At 61.0% G+C, this 22,652-nt stretch carries 17 protein-coding genes; 1 reads left to right on the forward strand and 16 read right to left on the reverse strand.

Going from position 1 to position 22,652, the window contains the following annotated elements:
* Window positions 1-121: 121 nt before the first annotated feature.
* From hldE to msbA, 4 genes are all read right to left on the reverse strand, one after another.
* Complete coding sequence (hldE, locus tag HU739_RS15160; protein WP_186549410.1) at window positions 122-1,543, reverse strand: bifunctional D-glycero-beta-D-manno-heptose-7-phosphate kinase/D-glycero-beta-D-manno-heptose 1-phosphate adenylyltransferase HldE; 1,422 nt, start codon at window positions 1,541-1,543, stop codon at window positions 122-124.
* A 64-nt stretch (window positions 1,544-1,607) separates the two neighbouring features.
* The gene (locus tag HU739_RS15165; protein ID WP_186549412.1) at window positions 1,608-3,008 is read right to left on the reverse strand and encodes a PIG-L deacetylase family protein; all 1,401 of its coding nucleotides are present in this window, start codon (window positions 3,006-3,008) and stop codon (window positions 1,608-1,610) included.
* A 4-nt stretch (window positions 3,009-3,012) separates the two neighbouring features.
* On the reverse strand, window positions 3,013-3,909 hold the full coding sequence (locus tag HU739_RS15170; protein ID WP_186549414.1) for a GNAT family N-acetyltransferase: 897 nt from the start codon (window positions 3,907-3,909) through the stop codon (window positions 3,013-3,015).
* Window positions 3,903-5,723: a lipid A export permease/ATP-binding protein MsbA gene (gene msbA, locus HU739_RS15175; RefSeq protein WP_186549416.1), complete on the reverse strand. Its 1,821-nt coding sequence runs from the start codon at window positions 5,721-5,723 to the stop codon at window positions 3,903-3,905. Before msbA ends, HU739_RS15170 begins: the two co-directional genes overlap by 7 nt.
* Before the next feature lie 124 nt (window positions 5,724-5,847).
* Between msbA and HU739_RS15180 the strand changes: the two genes are divergently transcribed.
* Window positions 5,848-6,501: a lipopolysaccharide kinase InaA family protein gene (locus HU739_RS15180; protein WP_186549418.1), complete on the forward strand. Its 654-nt coding sequence runs from the start codon at window positions 5,848-5,850 to the stop codon at window positions 6,499-6,501.
* Between the two features lie 3 nt (window positions 6,502-6,504).
* On the opposite strand, the gene HU739_RS15185 is transcribed toward HU739_RS15180, so the two are convergent.
* From HU739_RS15185 to glnE, 12 genes are all read right to left on the reverse strand, one after another.
* The gene (locus HU739_RS15185) at window positions 6,505-7,965 is read right to left on the reverse strand and encodes a hypothetical protein (protein WP_186549420.1); all 1,461 of its coding nucleotides are present in this window, start codon (window positions 7,963-7,965) and stop codon (window positions 6,505-6,507) included.
* A 52-nt stretch (window positions 7,966-8,017) separates the two neighbouring features.
* The gene (locus HU739_RS15190; RefSeq protein ID WP_186549422.1) at window positions 8,018-8,926 is read right to left on the reverse strand and encodes a glycosyltransferase family 2 protein; all 909 of its coding nucleotides are present in this window, start codon (window positions 8,924-8,926) and stop codon (window positions 8,018-8,020) included.
* Window positions 8,919-10,673, reverse strand: coding sequence for a carbamoyltransferase family protein (locus HU739_RS15195; protein WP_186549424.1), 1,755 nt, complete (start codon window positions 10,671-10,673; stop codon window positions 8,919-8,921). The genes HU739_RS15190 and HU739_RS15195 overlap by 8 nt, the downstream gene beginning before the upstream one ends.
* A 172-nt stretch (window positions 10,674-10,845) precedes the next feature.
* Entirely contained in the window at window positions 10,846-11,163 is a 318-nt protein-coding gene (locus tag HU739_RS15200) for a YceK/YidQ family lipoprotein (RefSeq protein WP_186549547.1), read from the reverse strand.
* A 218-nt stretch (window positions 11,164-11,381) separates the two neighbouring features.
* The gene (locus HU739_RS15205) at window positions 11,382-12,833 is read right to left on the reverse strand and encodes a lipopolysaccharide kinase InaA family protein (RefSeq protein ID WP_186549426.1); all 1,452 of its coding nucleotides are present in this window, start codon (window positions 12,831-12,833) and stop codon (window positions 11,382-11,384) included.
* On the reverse strand, window positions 12,833-13,585 hold the full coding sequence (locus tag HU739_RS15210; RefSeq protein ID WP_186549428.1) for a lipopolysaccharide kinase InaA family protein: 753 nt from the start codon (window positions 13,583-13,585) through the stop codon (window positions 12,833-12,835). Before HU739_RS15210 ends, HU739_RS15205 begins: the two co-directional genes overlap by 1 nt.
* Entirely contained in the window at window positions 13,582-14,316 is a 735-nt protein-coding gene (locus HU739_RS15215; protein WP_186549430.1) for a lipopolysaccharide kinase InaA family protein, read from the reverse strand. Before HU739_RS15215 ends, HU739_RS15210 begins: the two co-directional genes overlap by 4 nt.
* A complete protein-coding gene (gene rfaP, locus HU739_RS15220) occupies window positions 14,316-15,122 on the reverse strand; it encodes a lipopolysaccharide core heptose(I) kinase RfaP (RefSeq protein ID WP_186549432.1) in 807 nt (268 codons plus the stop codon). Before rfaP ends, HU739_RS15215 begins: the two co-directional genes overlap by 1 nt.
* Window positions 15,122-16,243: a glycosyltransferase family 4 protein gene (locus tag HU739_RS15225; protein WP_186549433.1), complete on the reverse strand. Its 1,122-nt coding sequence runs from the start codon at window positions 16,241-16,243 to the stop codon at window positions 15,122-15,124. The genes rfaP and HU739_RS15225 overlap by 1 nt, the downstream gene beginning before the upstream one ends.
* Window positions 16,243-17,304 (reverse strand): lipopolysaccharide heptosyltransferase I, encoded by a 1,062-nt coding sequence (gene waaC, locus HU739_RS15230; protein WP_186549434.1) that lies wholly within the window; start codon window positions 17,302-17,304, stop codon window positions 16,243-16,245. Before waaC ends, HU739_RS15225 begins: the two co-directional genes overlap by 1 nt.
* Window position 17,305: 1 nt before the next feature.
* Entirely contained in the window at window positions 17,306-18,340 is a 1,035-nt protein-coding gene (gene waaF / locus HU739_RS15235) for a lipopolysaccharide heptosyltransferase II (protein WP_186549435.1), read from the reverse strand.
* Between the two features lie 1,000 nt (window positions 18,341-19,340).
* Complete coding sequence (gene glnE / locus HU739_RS15240; protein ID WP_186549436.1) at window positions 19,341-22,280, reverse strand: bifunctional [glutamate--ammonia ligase]-adenylyl-L-tyrosine phosphorylase/[glutamate--ammonia-ligase] adenylyltransferase; 2,940 nt, start codon at window positions 22,278-22,280, stop codon at window positions 19,341-19,343.
* Between the last annotated feature and the right edge of the window lie 372 nt (window positions 22,281-22,652).

Here is a 22,652-nt window from a genome sequence, read left to right on the forward strand (position 1 = left end):
CAACCACGCAAGATTGGCAGGCAAGCGCAGCGTCTCCGAACCTGCCAGACCAACGCAAACGGCGTGATCGCCAGCGAAAAATCCGCTCACACACGGTCCACTACGATATGGATTCATCTGATCAGCGACTGCGGATTTTTTCGACAATCGCGGTCGTCGAGCTGTTTTCCACCAGACCCAACACTTTCACGGTGCCCCCATAAGCAGTAACGATATCAGCGCCGACCACTTGGTCGATGCCGTAATCGCCGCCCTTGACCAACACGTCCGGCTTGACCTCGCGCAGCAGGTTTTCCGGCGTGCCTTCAGGGAAGCTGATCACCCAATCCACGGCTCCCAGCCCGGCGAGAACGGCCATGCGCCGGTCGACGCTGTTGATCGGACGGCCAGGGCCTTTGAGGCGGCTGACCGAAGCATCGTCATTGACCGCCACGATCAGACGATCGCCCTGGGCCCGGGCCTGCTCCAGATAGGTCACATGACCGGCGTGCAGGATGTCGAAACAGCCGTTGGTAAAGACGATCTTTTCGTTATGCGCACGGGCATCGGCCACGGCCAACAGCAGTTGTTCCAGGCCGAGGACACCGCGCTCGGAGCCTTCTTCACGCTGAATGGCGCGGCGCAGTTCCGGGGCACTGATGGCCGCGGTACCGAGTTTGCCGACAACGATGCCGGCAGCCAGATTGGCCAGCGCCACCGCGTGCGGCAGTTCTTCCCCGGCGGCAATCGCGGCGGCCAGCGTCGAAATCACGGTATCGCCGGCGCCGGTCACGTCAAACACTTCACGGGCACGGGCCGGCAAGTGCAGCGCCGGCTGGTCCGGACGCAACAGGGTCATGCCGTGTTCGCCACGGGTGACCAGCAGCGCGCCGAGGTCAAGATCGTGCATCAGCGTCGCGCCCTTGCTGACCAGCTCGTGCTCGTCGGCACAACCGCCGACGATCGCTTCGAACTCGCTGAGGTTCGGGGTGATCAGGCTGGCGCCGCGGTAGATCGAGAAATCCTTGCCCTTCGGGTCGGCCAGCACCGGGATGTTTTTCGCCCGGGCCGCCTGAATCAGCGCCTGATGGTTTTTCAAGGCACCCTTGCCGTAGTCGGAAAGCACCAGCACCTTGATGCCTTCGAGCAACTCATCGACCTGCGAGCCGAGGGCCAGCGCGTCGGTGGCGAACGGTTCCTCGAAGTCGATACGCAGCAGTTGCTGGTGCCGGCTCATGACCCGCAGCTTGACGATGGTTGGCTGGTGCGCAATGCGCTGGAACAAGGCGCGTACGCCCGCGCCCTTGAGGCTGTTGCTCAGGCTGTCGGCGGCTTCGTCATCACCGGTCACCCCGACCAGCGAGGCCGGCGCACCCAGCGCGGCAATGTTCAAGGCAACGTTCGCGGCACCGCCCGGACGGTCTTCGATTTGCTCGACTTTAACCACCGGCACCGGTGCCTCAGGGGAAATCCGTGAGGTTCCGCCATGCCAGTAACGGTCGAGCATGACATCGCCGACTACCAAGACAGGGGCTTGATCGAAACGCGGCATGGACAACTTCATGGAGCAACCCACATACAAAATGAACAGGGGCGCGATATTAACACAGGGTAAAGCGCCGTCCGCTTCAATCTGAAAGGTCGCGCACCCAGAACAGCTCATGACGCCGCACGGCCTTGCGGAAAAATTCGTTACTGCCGGTGGCAGGCCAACGCCGCCCGGCAAGCACCTGCTGGATCAAACGGCGCAAATGTCGCTTGAAACCCTCCGCGCCCTGCAAGTCATGCTCCATGGCCAGCGCCATGGCCTTGTCCAGTTGCACATCCGGCGACAGCACCGGACTCCACAAACGATCGGCCGGCAACGGCTCGATCGCCGGCGGCAACGCAATACCACTGCCGGCCGGGCCCATGGGCCAGCGGTCGTTGTCATGCAGATGATTGGCGTACATAAGCAGGGTTGCCGGTTTCCAGGAACTGGCGGCGATGGCTTCCAGCACGGCGCGGGTGGAGGCCACGTGATCGCTGTGCGGGTCAAGCTCGGGATGAGGCGTGACAACCACTTCGGGGCGAAAGTGCTCCAGCAGTGCCTGGAGATCGGCCACCAGGTGGGTCCAGGTCGGCGCACCGTCAACATCGCCCGGCAGGCGCAGCGGGTTGTGCCGCCGGACACTGCGCACATCATTCTCGCCAGACTCACGCGAGCCGAATGCTGTATCGGGCGCTTCGGCCATGGCCGGCAACTGCAGACAGTAGTACCCCAACTGCACGCACCGAGCGGCCGGCACCCCGCCCCATAGAGGAATGGTCAGACTGTCCCAACTGCGCAGCCTGCCCTTCAACCGTGCCGCCTGAGCCTTGTCCAGACCCAGCCGCTGAAAGTCGTCGGCTTCTATCTCGCCCTGAGTCAGGGTGACGATGCTCGCTTCTTCGCTGCGACTGTAAAGGCCGAACGCTGCCAGCTCCGCGTCGTCGGCATGGGGTGCAATGACCATGACCCGCTGTCGGGCATAGTCAGGATTAGCCATTATCCACAACGTGCCCGCCGCACTGAGCGTGCAGTGGCGGCCACGCAAGGCCAGGGCGCTCTGTGCCAGCGCCGCGGCCTGCCCCGACAGATTGACAAAGCGACGCCCTCTGACCCCACGCTCGAAGTCCTGGCGATCATCGCCCGCCTCGACGTATGGGTCCCGCCAACGGCCCAGCCAACTGGCTTTGACTTCGAGCTCCAGCAGCAGTGTTTCGCCCTCAGCCAGCGGCTCGCTCAGGCGCACGACGCCAGCGTCGAAGCTGACGGCCTGACGCGCGGTGCCGACGGGAAAGTGGTAGTGATAGTCGTCAGTCGCCCGATAGAACAGGTGATCGGCAAACCACGCCTCATGAGCCACCCACGCCAGCACCAGCAGCACCGGCACCAGCCACCAGCCCAGCCAGAACCCGGTTGCGAGCAGCGCGATCAGGAACGCGACGAGGAACCATCGCTTGCTGCGTCGATGCGCCTTGAGCAGCTGTTGTTTGCGAGCAGTCATGGCTTCAGACCTTGTAGACGGGCACCGTGTGGCACCAGCGATCCTTGTATTCACGGTCGGCACGACCGAACGAATAGCGCAGTGTTTTGCCCAGCGCCTGCGCATCCGCCCAGGCCTGCTGAGTGTTGACAAAACTCAGCACGCTGCCCGGGCTGAACTCGCGGCTTTGCGGGTCGACGCCGCCATTGACGTACTCGAGCGAAACCCATTCCGGCGCTTCGACCCGGTACAGAATCTGGATCGCGACAGGCGCCGACTCCAGCATGACCACCGAACCGGTCATGAATTCGCGCAGCAGGGTGAACACCTCGACCAGCCCGGCCTTGCCGGGCACTTCGAAGCCCCAGCGGCGCTGGAACAGATCGCCGTAAGCGGCGGCCTGCTCTTGCGGCGTGAAATCAGACATTGGCACCAGCGAGCCGCCCGCCTCTTCCAGCAGGCGCTGTTCGCGACGCTGGTTGTAGCGAAATTTCTTCGAATAATCCTCAGGCAGCCGCGCCAGCGCCAGGCCTTCGGGTTGGCTGCGCAGGGTGCTGATCCGCTCGGCATTGAGTTGCGACACGTAGGCCATGCGCTGACGCACCGGGACCACAACGTCCGGGGCGATCGGCAGAATCAGCTCGGCATTGCCCATGTCGAGCAGCCCGCGCTTGCCCTCGCGCTTGAGCACCTCTTTGGACAAGGCCGCGTGCCGGCCCCAGCAGGCAACGGCGGCGACCACTTCCCCGTCGACGATCCAGCCCAGATAGTGCAGCTTGATGCCGACAAACGTCGACAACCGCTCAACGACGTCGGGGTGCGTCGCAACACTGCCGCCAAAGCGCTGCCAGGCCTGCGCATAGGCCGCCTGGTCGATCTCGCTCCAGCCGCGTTCACGCCAGACGCGAAACGCCGTCAGCATAGGTCGGTCGCATGGGTCGGTTGCGGCTCGTCACCTTCTTCGAACTCTTTGGCATGCAAGCGCGAGTAGTAACCGTTGAGTTCCAGCAGTTGAGCATGGCTGCCACGCTCGACGATCCGCCCCTCGTCCATGACCAGGATCAGATCCGCCTTCTCGATGGTACTCAAGCGGTGAGCGATCACCAGCGTGGTGCGGTTCTGCACCACGTGATCGAGCGCCGCCTGGATATGCCGTTCGGATTCGGTATCGAGGGCCGATGTGGCCTCGTCGAGAATCAGCAGCGGCGCATCCTTGAGCAATGCCCGGGCGATGGCTATACGCTGACGCTGACCGCCGGACAACAGCACGCCGTTTTCGCCGACCAGGGTTTCATAGCCTTGCGGCATCTTGACGATGAACTCATCGGCGTAGGCCTCGGTGGCCGCGCGCTTGACCTCATCGAACGGCGCACCCGCCAGATCGCCGTAGGCAATGTTATTGGTGACCGTATCGTTGAACAGGGTGACCTGCTGGGTGACGAGCGCGATCTGCCGACGCAGGCTGCGCATGGTCAAGTCCTGCACCTGCACGTCATCAAGCAGAATCTGCCCCTGTTCGTGCTGATAGAAGCGCGGAATCAGCCCCGCCAAGGTGGACTTGCCACTGCCGGAGCGCCCCACCAGCGCAACCATCTGCCCCGGCTCGACAACGAAACTGATGTCATCGAGAACTTTCTTCTCGCTGTTGGGATAGCTGAAGCTGAGGTTGCGCACTTCCAGGCGCCCTTGCAGACGGTCACGCTCGACCGTCCCGCGGTCGATTTCCGCCGGCTCGTCAAGTTGCTCGAAAATGCTTTCGGCACCGGCCACGCCTTTCTGGATCGTCGAGCTGACTTCGGAGAGCTGGCGAATCGGCTTGGGCAGCAGACCCGCCATGGTGATGTAGGCCACGAGGTCGCCGGGCGAGGCATCGCCGCGCAGGTACAGGACCAGAAACATCACCACCGCCATCGCGCTGTACGTCACCAGTTGCAGCATCGGCGTGTAGACCGCACCGGTCTTGGTCATGGTCAGTTGCTTGTCGGTGTTGCTCTGGCTGGCATCACGGAAGCGCACCTTTTCATAGGTTTCGCCGCCGAAACTGCGCACGACGCGGTAACCATGAATCGTCTCGGAAGCGACGTGGGTGACATTACCCATCGACACCTGAATCTTCTTGCTCTGCTTGCGGAATTTTTTGCTGGTGCTGTTCACCATCAGGCCGATCACCGGCAGGATGGCAACCATGACCAGGGTGAGCTTCCAGTTCATCCATAACAGCGTGCAGAACAGGAAAATCACCGTCATGCCTTCACGAATGACCACTTTGATCGCATCCGTGGCAGCGCCAGTGACCATGGTCACGTTGAAGGTAATGCGGGAAATCAGGTGACCGGAATTGTTCTTGTCGAAATAGCTGTTGGGCAGGTCCAGCAACTTGTTGAACAGCACCACTCGCAGGTCATGCACCAGCCCCAGAGAAACCCGGGCCAGGAAGTAGTTGCCCAGGTAAGACCCGACCCCTTGCCAGACGGCAATCAGTACGATCAACAGCGGCACGCTTTCGAGCAATTGCAACTTGCCCAGATAAGGGTTGCCCGGGAACAGGGCGGCCTCCGGATTGGCCAGGCCGTCGACGAAATATTTGAGGATGTAGGCCAACATCGGTTGGGTCGATGCGAAAATCAGGAACCCGACGATACTCAGGATGAACAGGCCGGCGTAGGGCCGCACGTAAGCCAAAAGGCGGAAATAGATCGCCAGCGTAGACTGGGCTTTCGGTTCAGGACTGCTCATGGGAATCCGCGCAAATCAGTGAGGCGGCGATGATATCACAGGCCCTTTTGTGCCAATAAACATCACTGGGCGCCAGCCTTGGCCAAGTCGGTTAAGATAGCCGGCTCACGATGGGGAGTCAGGCATGCAATCGATTGATCACAGCACTTACGAGGCACTGCGCAAGGGTGCACACGTACTGGAAGCCGACGGCTCCGGCGACAAGGTGCTGAGGCTGGCCGACGGTCGCATGCTCAAACTGTTTCGCCGCAAACGCCTGTTCAGTTCTGCGCTGTTCTTCCCCTACGCTCAACGCTTTGCAAACAACACGAGGGCGCTGGAGCAGCGCGGCATTCTGTGTCCGAGCGTGATTGCGGTTTACCGTATTCCGAGCATTCAGCGCGACGGCGTGTATTACACGCCGTTGGCGGGCGAAACCGTGCGGCAGTTGCAGGACACGACGCAAGAAACCGATACGTTGCGCGCCCGGCTGGGAGCGTTCATCGCGCAACTGCATGAAAAAGGCGTGTACTTTCGCTCGTTGCACTTTGGCAATGTGGTACAGACCCCGGAAAACCACCTTGGCCTGATCGATATCGCCGACCTGCGCTGCCAGGCACGCGCCCTGAGCGACAGCAAGCGCCTGCGCAACTTTGCCCACCTGCTTCGCTACAAGGAAGACCGCCAGTGGTTGCTCGGCAACGACGCCGGCCAGACCTTTCTCGAGGGCTACCGTCAGGCGCTGCCGCATAACCGCCAGGCGCCGTTGATCGAGCGCCTGCGCCCGCTGCTCGACTGAGCCTTACGGGCCGATAACCAGAATCGTGGCGCCCTTGCGGTTGGCGAAGCGCTCGATGATGCGCATCTTGTGCGCCACCAGCCACGCCTGCAGCCAGGGCTCATCGCCTTTGCCTTCAATCAGGAAGTAGCGGTAATTGCCGGCGTACTGCGGGGACATCGCCTGCTCACGGGTCAGCTCAGGCACGACATAACCCCGCCCGGCGTAATAGCTGATGCGGCCGTCTTCGAACCAGGCGGCGGCATCCCGCTCGACATGCGTGGACATCCAGCGTCCTGCCGCAACGTAATGGGTTTTCCCGGCACCGGTAGAAATCACGTTGGACAGCATCACCAGCAGCGCCACGACCACAACCGCCTTGGTCCAGCGTGGAAACTGCCGGGCAAAAGCCGCCAGCGCCAAGGCCAGTGCCGGCACACATGCCAGGTTCAGGAAACTCAGGTAACGGGTATTCATGAACTGCTGCTTGATGAAGAACAGGATCAGCACGACCAGATACAGCAGCGCAGCCCAGGCGAAAGGACGATAGTCACGCCAGTAGGTCCCCAACACTGCCCAATTGCGACGCAGCACGAAAGGCACGGCAAACGGACCCATCAACTTGACGAAACCTATCACCAGCGCGGCCAGCATGCCGAAAAACACGATGCGCCCGGCTTCGTCTTGCGAATATTTGTTGATCAGCGAATTGGCAAACTGCTCCGAAAGCATCTGGAACGAGGCATACACGCTGTGGGGCGCAATCATGTCCAGATAAACCATGAAGCGCGCCGACATGAATACGCCCCAGGCAGACGCAGCCACCAGCCCCAACACTGGCAGCAGGGCGAACTGCACAAACTGCATGCGCCGCTCGGAAGACCACAGATTGGGCAACTGCCACAGCCCTAGCGCCGGCAGCAACAGCAAGGCTTCCAGGCGAAACAACGCTGCGAAGACAATCGCCAGATGAATCAGGATTGCCCGCAACCAGCCGCCACGGTCCTGCCAGCGCAGCGCCAGCCAAAGGGTCAGCGTGCAGAAGAACCAGAAGCCACACTCGCGGATGATGTCGTTTCGAAAGGCATTGACCGCAGGCATCGCCAGCACGACCAGACATGCCCAGCCGGCGATTTCGGGAGAGCGCCGACGGACGCAATCGACCATCAACGCAGAGGTACCGGCGAAAAACAGCCCACACCAGATATAAGCACTCAGCTCCAGCGGCAAATGCACAAAGCGATGGGTCAGTGCCAGGAGGATGGAAAACCAGGGCCAGTCGAAGTGCAGCCAGGCGACATCAGGTCCATGCTCGACTACCTGTTGCGCGGTATCGATGTATAACGCGGCGTCTCGCCCGACCGTTGCGGTACCCGACACAGCAATCAGCGACAGTAGGATACTCGTCCAGAACGCCACACTGACCGGTCGCTCATTGATTACTTGAGCGGCCTTGACCGCCCATTTACTGTCCGTACCTTTCACCCAGCCCCCTCAACATCACGCGCCACAGGTACGCAAAAAAACAATAATCCGACTATCGGAACAGCAGGCGCAAGGCTTTACGCAAGTACGACCAACGCCCAAGGATGCGCCAGTCGGCACGTAGCGCTTGCATATAAAACGTCTTGGCCAGTGCGTATTCGCCATGGGAGTAGCAGTCACGAAACAAGGACAGGCAACGCTGGGCCAGGAAAGCCTGGCGCAAGTCCTGAAGCTCCTGCGGCATCCGCTGGCTTGAAAAAACTTCATTGACGACTTGCTCTGTTCCGGCCGCAAGGCTCTGCCGCAAGTCATGACGCATGCTGTCAGCGTGCTTGTAAATCAGCGCCAGAGGCTGCTCCACCACACTGCACGGAAAGCGCGCCAGGACCTGGGCAAACACCGGCAGGTCCTCCACGTTGCGCAGGTGTTCGGGGTAGCCCCCTGGAGCAAATACCTCGCGATGCATGGCGCAGGCGCCGTTGGAGATCGACACCGTCTTGTCCAGCAGATAGCCCTTCACCCGCTGGCGCATTGTGAGCGGCAACGGCTTGGCTGCCTGCAGGCTGCGCTTGCCGCCGGCAAAGACCGACCAGTGAGCGCCGATGATCATCCGGCTCTGTGGATTACTCGCGATATGCGCCGACAGTGCTGCCAGCGCTCCGGGCGCCATCTCGTCGTCCGCATCGAGAAAAATCAGGAAACGCCCGGTGGTTTCCTCGATCCCCAGATTGCGCACCGAAGACAGTCCGCCATTACCCTTGCGCAAGGCGCGAAAACGCCCGGCGTGTTCGGCCTGAAGCGCGTCCACCACCTGAGGCGTCGCGTCTGTCGAGCCATCATCTATCACCAATAGATCCGCTGCAGCCTCATGCAACTGCGCCAGCACCGACTCCACGGCGCGTGGCAGGGACCTGGCGTAGTTGTAGGCTGGAATGACGACGCTGATCAGTGTCTCAGTCAAGACTGTTTCCTTGCACACCCTCTTTGACGACAAGAATATCTTCCATGATGAGATATTGCAGGTCAGAGCCGAAAAACATGTTCAGCGCATCGGTCGGCGAACAGATCATCGGCTCGCCACGGCGGTTGAGCGAAGTGTTCAACGACACGCCGTTGCCTGTCAGGTCTTCCAGCGCTTTCATCATGTCGTAGTAGCGCGGGTTGTATTCACGCTTGAGCACCTGTGCACGGGAAGTACCATCTTCATGGACAACTTCCGGCACCCGGGTCTTCCACTCTTCAGCCACTTCGAAGGTGAACGTCATGAACGGCGCCGGGTGATCAATCTTGATCATTTGTGGCGCAACGGTGTCGAGCATCGACGGGCAGAAAGGCCTCCAGCGCTCGCGGAACTTGATCTGGTGGTTGATACGATCAGCCACACCGGCCACGCTTGGGCAGCCGATAATCGAACGACCGCCCAGTGCGCGCGGACCGAATTCCATACGCCCCTGGAACCAGGCCACCGGGTTGCCCTCGACCATGATTTTGGCGATCTGCTCCGGCATGTTGTCGAGCTTGCGCCAGGTCGGCTTGTTCTCGTGGCGGGCGCAGGCGGCAATCACGTCCTCGTTGGAGTACGACGGGCCAAGGTAGACGTGTTCCATCTTCTCGACCGGCACGCCGCGGGCGTGGGACACATAGGCCGCAGCACCGACTGCGGTGCCGGCATCGCCTGAGGCAGGCTGTACGAACAATTCCTTGATGTCGTCGCGGGCAATGATTTTCTGATTCAGCTTGACGTTCAACGCGCAGCCACCGGCGAAGGCCAGCTTGCCGGTTTCCTTGAGCACGTCGCCCAAGTAATAGTCGATCATCTGCAACGCCAGCTTTTCGAACAGCGCCTGCATGCTGGCGGCGTAGTGAATGTACGGTTCGTCAGCGATGTCGCCTTCGCGCTTGGGACCCAGCCACTCGATCAGCTTCGGCGAGAAGTAAAAACCCTTGCCCTTCTCTTTGTAGCGACGCAGGCCGATGACGTTGGCATAGTCGGTGTTGATCACCAGCTCGCCATTCTCGAACGAGGCCAGGCGCGAGAAATCATATTTGCTGGCGTCGCCATACGGCGCCATGCCCATGACCTTGAATTCGCCGTCGAGCATCTCGAAACCGAGAAACTCGGTGATCGCACCGTACAGGCCACCAAGGGAGTCCGGATCAAAGAACTCCTTGATCTTGTGAATCTTGCCGTTTTCGCCATAACCGAAAAAGGTTGTGGCGTACTCACCCTTGCCGTCAATGCCGAGGATCGCGGTTTTCTCTTTGAAACCGGAGCAGTGATAGGCGCTGGAAGCATGAGCCAGGTGATGCTCGACCGGTTCGATCTTGATCTTTTTCGGATCGAAACCCAGTTGCTCGAGGCACCAGACAATCTTGTTGCGATAGCGCTTGTAACGGCGATTGCCCATCAGGATCGCATCAAGGGCGCGATCCGGGGCATACCAGTAGCGCTTGGCGTAGTGCCAGCGGGCCTTGCCGAACAGACTGATCGGGGCGAACGGAATTGCCACCACGTCAACGTCAGATGGTTTGATGCCGGCCTGTTCAAGGCAGAACTTTGCCGATTCGTAAGGCATGCGGTTCTTTGCATGTTTATCGCGTACGAAGCGCTCTTCCTCGGCCGCCGCGATCAGCTTGCCGTCGATATACAAGGCTGCGGAAGGATCATGGCTAAGGGCGCCGGACAGGCCAAGAATCGTCAATGCCACAGGGGTCTAGCCTCTTTAGTCTGCATACAGGCGCGATGCGCCTTGAAAATTGATGTGCCCTCGCGCAAGGCGAGTGACAGCTAAAGGGCGGGATTATAGCGTAAACATGAAGGGAATTACCCTGTGCGAATGGCACTGGCGTGAACGGCTTGTTAAAAACACGTCCGAAGCTTTAATAGCCACCCTTGCGCCAGTAAATACTGAGGTTACCGTCAGTCGTCTGGCGATAAACCGTATAGGGCAGCGCCACCGTGTCGAAGACGGCGGAGAGCGGCAGATCGAGCAATACGAAGGGCGCCAGGAACCCCGTTGGGTCGGGAGGCGCGTTCAGTACGCAGAAATCATAGGCCAGGCCGCTGTACATCCGCGGAATCGACTGGCAGTAGGTTTTCTGTTTGCGCAGGTCGCGAGCGGCATCGGCATCGCTTTGCAAAACCGTCGCGATGCTGCCGCAACCTGACAGAACCAACGCCAAGACAGCCGATACCATCGTCGTTTTTATGCCCAAAACTTTCCCTCCAAGATAGACAGGAAAGTTAACATCGGGATTGGGCAGGGGACAGTTCATGGCTTCTGCAGAGGCAGTAGGAAAAGTCTCCGGTACTTGTCCGCTACTTACTGCCAGCAGCAAGGTTCAGTGCGTTTGGCATTTTTTCGCGAGCAGGCTCGCTCGCGCAAAAGAGAATGCCGCGAGGGAGCGAGCCTGATTCACTCAGGGCTGGAGGCTGTTTTTGGCAAGCGCTGATCGATGACTTGGTACAGCGCGCTGGTTTCAGGCCAGTTACGCATGAATCGCGCACGGTCGCGGGCGTACGCCGGGGCGAAACTGCCGATAGAACCGTGCTGACACATCGAGTCCAGATCAATCAGCGCCCAGCGATCGTTCTGCCAGAACAGGTTGTGCCCCTTGAAATCACCGTGACTGATGCGCTCGGCAATCAATCGCGCAAACAGCTGATCCAGCGCCTGCAGCTCGGCTTCTGGCGCCTGGCCATTGTCCACGTACGGAGCAAAGCGTTCGATAATGTCCGGCCCGGGCAAGAACTCGGTCACCAGATAGGCGCGACCGCGCAACCACAAAAAGCGTTTTTCGAGCACAGCCAACGGTTTTGGCGTGGCGATGCCGAGGAACGCCAGGCGATTGCCTTCACGCCACGAATGCCAGGCCCGACTCGGGCGCCAGAAGCGTTTGAGCCAATGAGCGAAACCCTTGATGTTGTAGCGCTTGACCAGCAGCGTCCGACCGTCCGCCTGAACCCTGCCGACACTGGCCGCGCCCCCCGTCTTGTACAGGTGCCCCTGCTCGAGCAATGTATCGACCTGTTCGAGTACGGGCAGCATCGCCGGCTCTTCCTCGCGGCGAATGGCACGCAGGCCAAATGCACCGCGCTGAACCGCGAACAAGGTGCATTCCCGGCCAACCTTGATCAGATAATCCTTCAGGCGCCAACTGCGCACCTTGTCGATCTGCTTCTGCAGGGCTTCCAGTGGCAATGCATGCTCGCTGTTGCTCAACAGGTAATACACCAGCAATTCTTCGGTAAACGGTTCAAGCGACTTGGGCAACTGGGCAAAGAACACACCGAGGTTTTCCAGGACTTTTTGCCGGGACAATGGCTGGCCCGCCGTCTCGGCGCGAATCCCGGCACCGTCGATCAGGTACAACTGACCACCGTGACGCAGCAGATTGTCCAGGTGTAAGTCTTCCTGCCAGAGACCTTTGCCGTGCAGTCGGCCGATGGCATCCAGCGCTTCGGCCAACACGGCGGCTTGCTCGTCAGCCAGCGCCGGCAGCGCCTCGACCATCGCCCAGGCATCACCGAGGCTTTCGGCGTCTTCAAGGAACTCAAAAAGCAGCCAGCCACCCTCTCCGTCCCGCAAGCCATCGGCCAACAGCAACGGCGTTGTCATGCCTTGGGCTGCGAGCAACTTGACGCCTTCGAGCTCGCGCTGAAAATGCCGCGCCGCTTTGCTGCCGACCAGCAACTTGGCCAACACCGGCCGGCCGCGCCACACCCCAGCCCCCACGTAGCGCTGCCCCGGCAGGACTCGCAACAGTGTCAACAGTTGCAGATCGGCGCTGCCGGCCGCATCGGCCAGCGACACCGTCAGCGGCAACGACGGTGTGCGTCCGGCGTTTTTCAGGTCGGACAACTGCATCAACGCGTCTCCTTGTGACTGCGGCGTGCCGTCATGCGCACAAGCCAGCTATCAACCAGCGAACTGTCCGCCGGCTGGTCGAGATAAGCGGCCAACAATTCGCGCAGTTGCGCATGGCTCCACTGCGGCGCACGCCGCACCAGCGGCTCCAGGTCCCTGACCCGGTCACGCTGGCCGAACAGCAGCGGGCGGTTTTTTTCCAGGTCGATCAACTGCGCCCGATAGTGATCGCCTGTGGCCTGCATGAAGATGTGCTTGGGATAGAAGCAACCGTGCACCTGACGCCGGCCATGGAGCAGTCGCGCCAGTTGCCCGCAGGCTTTGAGCACGGCCGAGTGCTGCGCCACGGTCAGACTCGACCAGCGTTGCAGCAGCGAGTCGAGGTCGTCCCAACCGTCCAGCGCCCGGGTCAGGAGAACCGCACGGACTTCGCCCTTGATCTTGCGCTGGCCAAAAAACACCGCCTGCAACGCGGGTATGCCCAGCTCGCGATAGCGGCTGATATTGCGAAACTCTCGGGCAAAAGTCGGCTCGCCGAAGGGCGCGTGCAAGGTGCGGGTCAGGTAATTGCACTGGCGCTTGAGATAGAAGGCACGGCCTTCGAGTTCAAGACGAAACACGCTGCTCCAGCCGCCGCCATCGGTATTCGGCTCATCGACCGCCTCCAGTTGCCGGGCCCACAGCGCATCGAAGGTGTCGAGGCCGTGGCGCTCGAGCAACGCGCGATCTTCAGCGGCCAGAAAATCAGTCATTCTCGTCCCTCGAAAAATCTCACCACGTGCCGAATGCGTTTCTTGTCGGCTGCATTGAGCCGGTCACACTGGCGGTATTGCAGGTAGAAACGCAAACGCTGGGTGTTGGACAGGTGATATTTGGCGACTTTGTCGAGACACGCCAGATCCTTGGTGATCCGGTACTTGAGCCAGAAGCCCCGCCAGAAATCGCCGTTCGGGCAATCGATCAGAAACAGTTGCGCCTGATCGTCGATCAACAGATTGCGCCACTTCAAGTCGTTATGGGTAAAGCGCTGGTCATGCATTGTCCGGGTATAACCGGCCAGTTGCTGACTGATGCCGTCGACCCAGGCGCGGTCCTTGAGCTTGGGATCCTTGCGCTCGGCCAGCGCCGAGAGGTCCTCGGTACGCGGCAATTCGCGCGTTATCATCGCCCCACGGTCGTACGCCGCACCGCGTCGTTCAAGCCCCCACGCCACCACTTCAGCGGTGGGAATGCCCCACTTGGCAAACCGCTTGAGGTTCTGCCACTCCATCTTCACCCGCGGCTTGCCCAAGTAACGACGCAGGCCTTTGCCGGCGCCGACGTAGCGCTTGACGTAATAATTGACGCCGTTGCGCTGCACCCGGATGACTTCCGACAGCGGATCACGGGTCAGGCGCTCGCCCTGCAAGGCAAACACGGCGTCGAGGCTGCCGAAGTCTTCGGCGAGTTCACGGTACTGCGGCTCAAGCGTCCAACCCGCCATCAGAGCGCATCCCCGTAACGCTGCTTGCGCGCATACAACTTGCTGGCCTTGCCTTCCAGCCAGCGCAGCAGCGGCGCTTCTTCAGCCAGGATCTGGCGTAGCGGTTGCTGGAAGTAGCCCTTGAGAAAGCGCAGCTTGTCGCGGCGGGTCAAGCCGATGTCCAGCGCGGAAAAATACAACGCCGCCAGGTCCTTGTCGCGCCAGCGCCGGGTAATGGCCGGACGGGTCTGGGCGCGGTGCAAGTCAATCACCGAGAGCTTGAAGTCATCCGCGGCAACCGGTTTGTCGGTGTGCAGCAGGAAGTGGCAGATGTAGCAGTCGCGGTGATTGACGCCGGCGCGATGCATCATGCCGGTCATGCGCGCGACCTCGGCGATCAGTGCGCGCTTGAGCGTCGGCTCGGGCGGCTGCCTGACCCAGTCGATACTGAAATCTTCGAGGCTGATGGTGGGCGCCAGCTCTTCGGTAACGATGAACGAGTGCTGATCCGCCGGGTTGCTGCCCTTCTCGCCGTAGGCGACAGCGGTCATGGTCGGTACGCCGGCTTCCTGCAGGCGTTGAATGGCCTTCCACTCCTGGCCGGCGCCGAGCACCGGCAGCTTGGCGGTAAGCAGGTTCTTGAAGATCTCGCCCCAGCCGATGCCACGGTGGATCTTGACGAAAAATCCGTTGCCCTCGACTTCCGTGCGCAGTGTCCGGCGCGCTTCCAGCTCGCGGTATACCTCGCCCTGCAAGCCTTCGACTTCGGCGAACGGGTCGCGTCCGGCCCAAAGGCTCTTGAACGGTTCAGCCAGCATCAACTTCATTAAGCGCGCTCCGCCAGAATCACATCGGCCGCGTGCTGCGGCATGCTGTAGAGGTCGGCCGTCTCGACGAAGGCCAGGCCGTTGCGGCTCCACGCTGCGCGGGCAGCGTCGTCGCTCAACATCTCGCCCAGATATCGGGTCAGTTGCGCCTGCTCGAACGGTTCGTCCAGCACTCGCCCTGCGTCCGCCTCGGCAATGTAATGGGCGTAACCGCAGACCGCGCTGACCAATACCGGCAAGCCGGCGACCAGCGCTTCAAGCAGCACCGTACCGGTGTTTTCGTTGTACGCAGGATGAATCAGCAGATCGGCGCCCAACAGAAAACGCGGGATATCGCTGCGTCCCTTGAGGAAGGTCACATTGTCGCCCAAACCCAACGTTGCACTCTGCATCTGGAATAATTTGGGGTCATCTTGGCCGATTACAAACAGCCGGGTGCGTTTTCGCAATTCGGCTGGCAATGCCGCCAGTGCTTTCAGGCTGCGATCGACACCCTTGGTCTTGAACCCGGAGCCGATCTGCACCAGCAGCAGCTCGTCATCCTTCAGATTGAATTCAGCGCGAAAACCGGCGCGAATCTCATCGGCATCCGCCGGACGACGACGATCCTGGGCAATGCCCGGCGGCAGCAGATGGAAGCGCTCAAGCGGCGTGCCGTAGTGCTTGATGAACAGCGGCTGCTGCACTTCGGAAATCATCAGCACTTCGGTCTTCGCATCTTTGGCGAACACCGCGCGCTCATACTCGGCGAAGTGGCGATAACGGCCCCAGCGACGGTACAGCGAATTGCGCAGGTTCTGCGCCTTGTCTTCGAAGCAGCCGTCGGCGGCGTAGTAGACGTCCAGGCCTGGCATCTTGTTGAAGCCGATCAGGCGGTCCACCGGGCGCCTGGCCAGATCCGCCGCCATCCAGGCACTGAGTTTTTCATTGCGACGGTGATTGAAGAATGCCTTGACCGGCGCCACCAGCACTTCGAAACCGGGCGGTACATCGCCCTCCCAGATCAGCGTGTACACACGAATCTGGTGGCCGCGTTTCTGGCATTCAAGGGCGATGCGCATAAAGTCGCGCTGCAAGCCACCGAACGGGAAATATTTGTACAGGACGAATGCCAATTGCATCAGCGCAGCTCCTCAGCCATTAACAACGTGCTCAGTCGGCTGGCGACACGCTCGGGGTTTACACGCGTGAAGCACAACGGCTGCTCACGCTTGAGGTCAAACTGACGGGCATCCTGCGCAGTCGGTTGATAGGTGCATTTCTTTTGCAGGCACGGTGCACACGGGAAGTCGCTGCCCAAGTGAATCTGCAACTTGCCGTAAGCTCCGGTCAGACCCGGGTTGGTCGGGCCGAACAGCGAGATGGTCGGCACGTCCAGCGCCGCAGCCAGATGGCCGAGACCGGTGTCCACCGCTACGCAGGCTTGCGCGCCGGCGAGGACTTTGCCGACGCCGGCCAGATTCAGTTTTGGCAGCACTTCGGCGTGCTTGAAACCCGCGGCTATGCGTTCGGCACGGGCTTTTTCCTGCGGGTTGCCCCACGGCAGCTTGACGCCCACGCCGAGATAGCCGACGCGTTCAGTCAGTTCGCGCCAGTAGGCTTCCGGCCAGTGCTTGCTGTCCCAGGTGGTGCCATGGAGGAACACGACGAAGGCGCTCTTGCGCGGCAGCTCGACCAGGCGCTCGACGTTGAGGCCGTAATCGCCGAGACCTTTGGGCAAGTCATAGCCCAGCGCAATGGCGAACAACTGGCGCACGCGCTCGACGGCGTGCTGCCCACGGGCCACGGCCAGTTTGCGGTCGTAGAAACGTGCAGCCATCGGCTCGCGGGCCGAACCTTTATCGAGGCCGGCAACCGGGGCCTTGACGTAGCGAGTCAGCCAGGCGCTTTTCAGCAGGCCCTGGGCATCGATCACCAGATCGTATCGATTGGTGCGCACGCTTTGCTTGAAGCGTTTCCACTCGCCGCTGGTAAGCGTCTTCCAAAGGTTCTTGCGCCAGCGACGGATCGCCACCGGAATGACTTTATCGACGGCCGGGTGCCACGTCGGGATTTCGCCGAAGCCTTCTTCCACAACCCAGTCGAACTTGATTCCGGGGATCGCCCGGGCGGCGTCGGTCAGCGCTGGCAGCGCGTGAATCACGTCGCCCAGCGATGAAGTCTTGATCAACAGTACCCGCAAGTTAATGAACCTCGACCACGGAGCCTTGCAACTTCTGCAAGGCATCATTGACCGCGTCCGGCATCAGCTGGCGCAGGCAGTTGTAATGGCCGAAACGGCAGGTCCGGTCGAAGCAGGGACTGCATTCGATACCCAGCCGAACGACCTCGACATGTTCGGCCAGCGGCGGCGTGAAGCCCGGCGAGGTCGAGCCGTAGACGGCGACCAGCGGACGGTTCAATGCGGCGGCGACGTGCATCAGGCCGGAGTCGTTGGAGACCACTGAATCAGCGCAGGACAGCAGGTCGATGGCTTCGGCCAGCGAGGTGTCGCCGCTGAGGTTGACCGACTCTTCACGCAGACCGGGAATCAGCCGTGCGCGGATGTCTTCGCCCACCGCGTGATCATTTTTCGAGCCAAACAGCCACACCTGCCAGCCTTCGCGGATGCGCGCTTCGGCGACTTTGGCGTAATGCTCGGACGGCCAGCGCTTGGACTCGCCGAACTCGGCACCGGGGCACAGGGCCAACACCGGCCGGTCGAGGGTCAGACCGAACTTGCTCAGCGCGGCTTCGCGGGTCACCGGGTCGATCTGCAGGCTCGGGCGCGGATAGGGTTTGGGCAGCTCGACGTTCGGCTCGTAGGCCAGGGCCATGAAGCGCTCGATCATCAATGGATAACGTTCTTTGTCGAGGGTGCGCACGTCATTGAGCAGGCCATAGCGGAACTCGCCGCGCCAGCCAGTACGTTTCGGGATGCCGGCGAAAAACGGCACCAGCGCCGACTTCAGCGAGTTAGGCAGCAGGATCGCCTGATCGTACTGGCCGGCCAGAGACTTGCCGATACGCCGACGGGTCGCCAATTCGAGCGCACCGTGGCCGAGCGGGAAGCTCAAGGCCCTGCGCACTTCAGGCATGCGCTCAAGGATCGGCCGGCTCCACTCGGGGGCCAGCACGTCGATTTCGCATTGCGGGTGGCGCTGTTTGAGACACTGAAACAATGTCTGCGCCATCACCATGTCACCGACCCAACTGGGCCCAACGATCAGAATATTCATGTGCTTTCCAAAAACGAACCGGGGAGGCTTTTACGCCTCCCCGCCTCGAGAATTCTACAAACATTGTAGATCGACTATGGGAGCGGGCTGCTCGCGAAAGGGCCTATCCATTCAACATTTCTGCCGTCCGACAACCCGCCTTCGCGGGCAAGCCCGCTCCCACAGGGTTTTGCATTCACTTCCACATCTGCCATTCAGCGCAGATCCACTGCGGGAGCGGGCTTGCTCGCGAAAGGGCCGACACATCCAACATCAGTGTCGCCTACACTCCGCCTTCGCGGGCAAGCCCGCTCCCACAGGGTTTTGCATTCACTTCCACATCTGCCATTCAGCGCAGATCCACTGCGGGAGCGGGCTTGCTCGCGAAAGGGCCGGCACATCCAACATCGATGTCGCCTGGCACTCCGTCTTCGCGGGCAGGCTCACTCCTACAGGGTTTTGCATTCACTCACATATCTGCCGTCCAGCGCAGATCCACTGTGGGAGCGAGCCTGCTCGCGAAAGGGCCGGCACATCCAGCATCAATGTCGTCTGACACTCCGTCTTCGCGGGCAAGCCCGCTCCCACAGGGTTTTGCATTCACTCATACATCTGCCATTCAGCGCAGATTCACTGTGGGAGCGGGCTTGCTCGCGATGACGCCATCACATCCGACATCAGTGTCGTCTGACACTCCGTCTTCGCGAGCAGGCTCACTCCTACAGGGTTTTGCATTCACTCACACATCTGCCATTCAGCGCAGATTCACTGTGGGAGCGGGCTTGCTCGCGAAAGGGCCGGCACATCCAACATCGATGTCGCCTGGCACTCCGTCTTCGCGAGCAGGCTCACTTCTACAGGGTTTTGCATTCACTCACACATCTGCCGTCCAGCGCAGATCCACTGTGGGAGCGGGCTTGCTCGCGAAAGGGCTGGCACATCCAACATCGATGTCGCCTGGCACTCCGTCTTCGCGGGCAGGCTCACTCCTACAGGGTGTTGGGTGCTGCATAAACCGGTTTCAGCCCAGCCCCATCTCCCGCCAGATTCGCATGACCTGGCGGCGTTCTTCGGCAAACTGGTCGCCCGGGATCACCCCGGCATCCTTCTGCAATGCCTGCCGGTGGGCGGCTGAGCGGTAGGCTTTGTAGGCCTCGCGCAACAAGCCGGCATCTTCGGCGGGCATCAGCCCTTGGTGTTCCAGCTCTTCCAGAATGCGGATGTTATCGGTCCAGCGTAGCAATGGCGGATGACTTTGCGACCATGCCAGAGCCGCGTATTGCACCATAAATTCAATATCGACGATACCTCCGGCGTCCTGCTTGAGGTCGAAGGGCGCGGTGGCCTCGAAGGCATTTGCCGCGGTCCCGGCCGCGGTGCTCCGGGTGCCAAGGTTATCGCGCATCTTCGCGCGCATTTCGCTGACTTCCTGCTGCAACGTCGCCAGATCACGCGCCTTGCCCAATACCTGCGCACGGACTTTCTCGAAGGCCTGGCCGACATCGGCACTGCCAACCAGCACCCGCGCGCGCACCAGGGCCTGATGCTCCCACGTCCACGCTTCATTTTCCTGATAGCGGGCAAACGCGCCGAGGGAACTCACCAACAACCCCGCCGCACCGGAGGGCCGCAAGCGCATGTCCACTTCGTAGAGCTGGCCGGAGTTGGTCTGTGCCGTCAGCAAATGAATGATCCGCTGACCCAGTCGGGTGAAGAACTGCGCACCATCGATCGACTTCGGCCCGTCGGTTTCTGCCTGCGGATCGCCATCGTGAATGAACACCAGATCCAGATCCGAACCGTGCCCCAGTTCCAGCCCGCCGACTTTGCCATAACCGACAATGATGAAGCCGGGATCGCACAGCGTACCGTCAGTGCGCAACGGCGTGCCGTACTTGGCCACGGTCTGGCGCCAGGCCAGCGCCAGCACTTGCTCAAGGATGGCCTCGGCCAGCCAGGTCAGGTAATCGCTGACCTTCATCAGCGGCAGGCTGCCGGCAATTTCCGAGGCGGCGACCCGTAAGCGGTGTGCCAGTTTGAAATGGCGCAGGGCTTCCATCTGCTGTTCAAGGTCGTCTTCAGGGATCCGTGTCAATCGCTCGCGCAGTTCTGCCGCAAGCTCCGGCGCCAACGGCGGCTTGAACAGGCGGCCTTCGTTGAGCAATTCGTCAAGCAGCAACGGGAAGCGGGTGATCTGCTCGGCGATCCACGGACTCGCCGCGCACAGCGTCAGCAAGCGGCGCAGCGCACCGGGATTTTCTGTCAGCAGCACGAGATAGGCCGAACGCCGCGCCACCGCTTCCACTAACGGCAACACGCGCTCAAGCACCAGATCCGGATTGGCATGCTCCACCGCTTGCGCGATCAGGCGCGGGATGAAGGCGTCGAGCCGCTCGCGCCCCAGACGCTGCATCGCGCGCAATTGCGGACTGCCGCGCAAACCGGCCAGCGCCTTCAGGGCTTTGCTCGCATCGGCAAAACCGCCCTCCTGCAACTGACGGCACGCGGCCTCTTCGTCCTGCGCCTCCTCCCACAGCGGCAGCCATTCGCCGCCCACCACCACTTCGCTTGCGGCGCCTTCGTCCTCGTCGGGATCAGCAATCACCTGGGCGAAATGCCAGGCGACACGACCGCGCCAATACATGAGCTTTTCATGAAAAGCCTCCCAGTCGGCGAAGCCAAGCATGAAAGCAATCCGCGCCTGATCCTGCGCGCCCTCCGGCAGCATCTGGGTCTGACGGTCGGCGATGGCCTGGATGGCGTGTTCGGTGTAACGCAGGAACTCATAACCCTCGCGCAATTCACTGACCACCGCCGGCGGCAAATAGCCCTGCCCTTCCAGCGTACTCAGCACCTTTAATAGAGGGCGCTGTTGCAGGCTCAGATCGCGACCACCGTGAATCAACTGGAACGCCTGGGCGATGAACTCGACTTCACGAATGCCACCGGAGCCCAGCTTGATGTTGTCGGCCATGCCTTTGCGCCGCACTTCCTGCTGGATCAATTGCTTCATGGTGCGCAGCGCTTCGATCGCCGAGAAGTCCAGATAGCGCCGATAAACGAACGGCCGCAGCATCTCCAGCAACTGGGCACCGGCCACCTGATCGCCGGCGACCACACGCGCCTTGATCATCGCATAGCGTTCCCAGTCGCGACCCTGATCCTGGTAATACTGCTCCAGCGCATTGAAGCTGAGCACCAGCGCACCGGACGAGCCGTACGGACGCAGGCGCATGTCGACACGGAAGACGAAGCCGTCGACGGTCATCGGGTCCAGCGCCTTGATCAGGCGTTGACCGAGGCGGATGAAAAACTCCTGATTATCCAGCGAACGTTTCACGCCGACGGTTTCGCCGCCCTCGGGGTAGGCGAAGATCAGGTCGATGTCCGAGGACAGATTCAACTCGACCGCGCCCAGCTTGCCCATGCCGAGGATGACCATGGGCTGGGGCAGACCGCTGCGGCGGCCGGTCGGCGTACCGAATTGTTCACAATGGCGGCTGTACAGCCACTGATAGGCTTGATCAATGCAGGCGTCGGCCATGTCCGAGAGATCGCGGCAGGTCTGCACCAGATCGGCCTGACGCGTCAGGTCGCGCCAGATGATCCGCACCTGATGCCGGGCGCGCTGACGACGCAAGGCACGGCCGAGCTCATCCTCGCTTTGCGCGGCGTTCACCGCGGCGGCAATCTGAGCACACAGCTCACCCGGCGCGAAGGCCCGGTCGAGTTCGCCGGACTGCACCAGCGAGAGCAACATCAAAGGGTCACGAACGCTCTGTTCAATGACAAACTCGCTGGCGGCGGTGACGCGGGCGAACTGCGCCCAGCGCTCCGGCGTCCAGCTCGACAGGCCATGATCGTTCTCCAGTGAGGCGACAGCCGTACGGAACGACTGCTCGGATCGGCTGACCAACGGCAAGAGGATGGCGGGCAGTTCGGCAAGCACGGGCAGGGTCATGGTCTATCCTTGATCGGCGTGTAAATGGCCGCTTGTAGTGAATGATGAAAACCCGCTACGCGAAGGACTGTCGAACAAAAGTTAGAAATAGCTGAAATTTCTTCTTCTTTAGCATTCAGCATCAAACTTTCACCTTATTCGGATGGAAATCGACCCACCTTAACGATTATTCTCACAACGCAGTCGGAGGCCACAAGCCTTTCATCTGTAGTTTTACTACTCGTCTATACATTCGAAAGGCTGAAATGCCGGAAGATTTGTAGTAAAACTACACGCCGCCGGAACAACCTGTCGGCAATCCAAGAATTTTAAATCGTCTGCCCACAAGGCCAGTCGCAAACTCAGGCAACCGATTCTGGAAGCCTTTCCGCC

This window comes from Pseudomonas hamedanensis (assembly GCF_014268595.2).
GTDB classification, from domain to species: Bacteria; Pseudomonadota; Gammaproteobacteria; order Pseudomonadales; family Pseudomonadaceae; genus Aquipseudomonas; species Aquipseudomonas hamedanensis.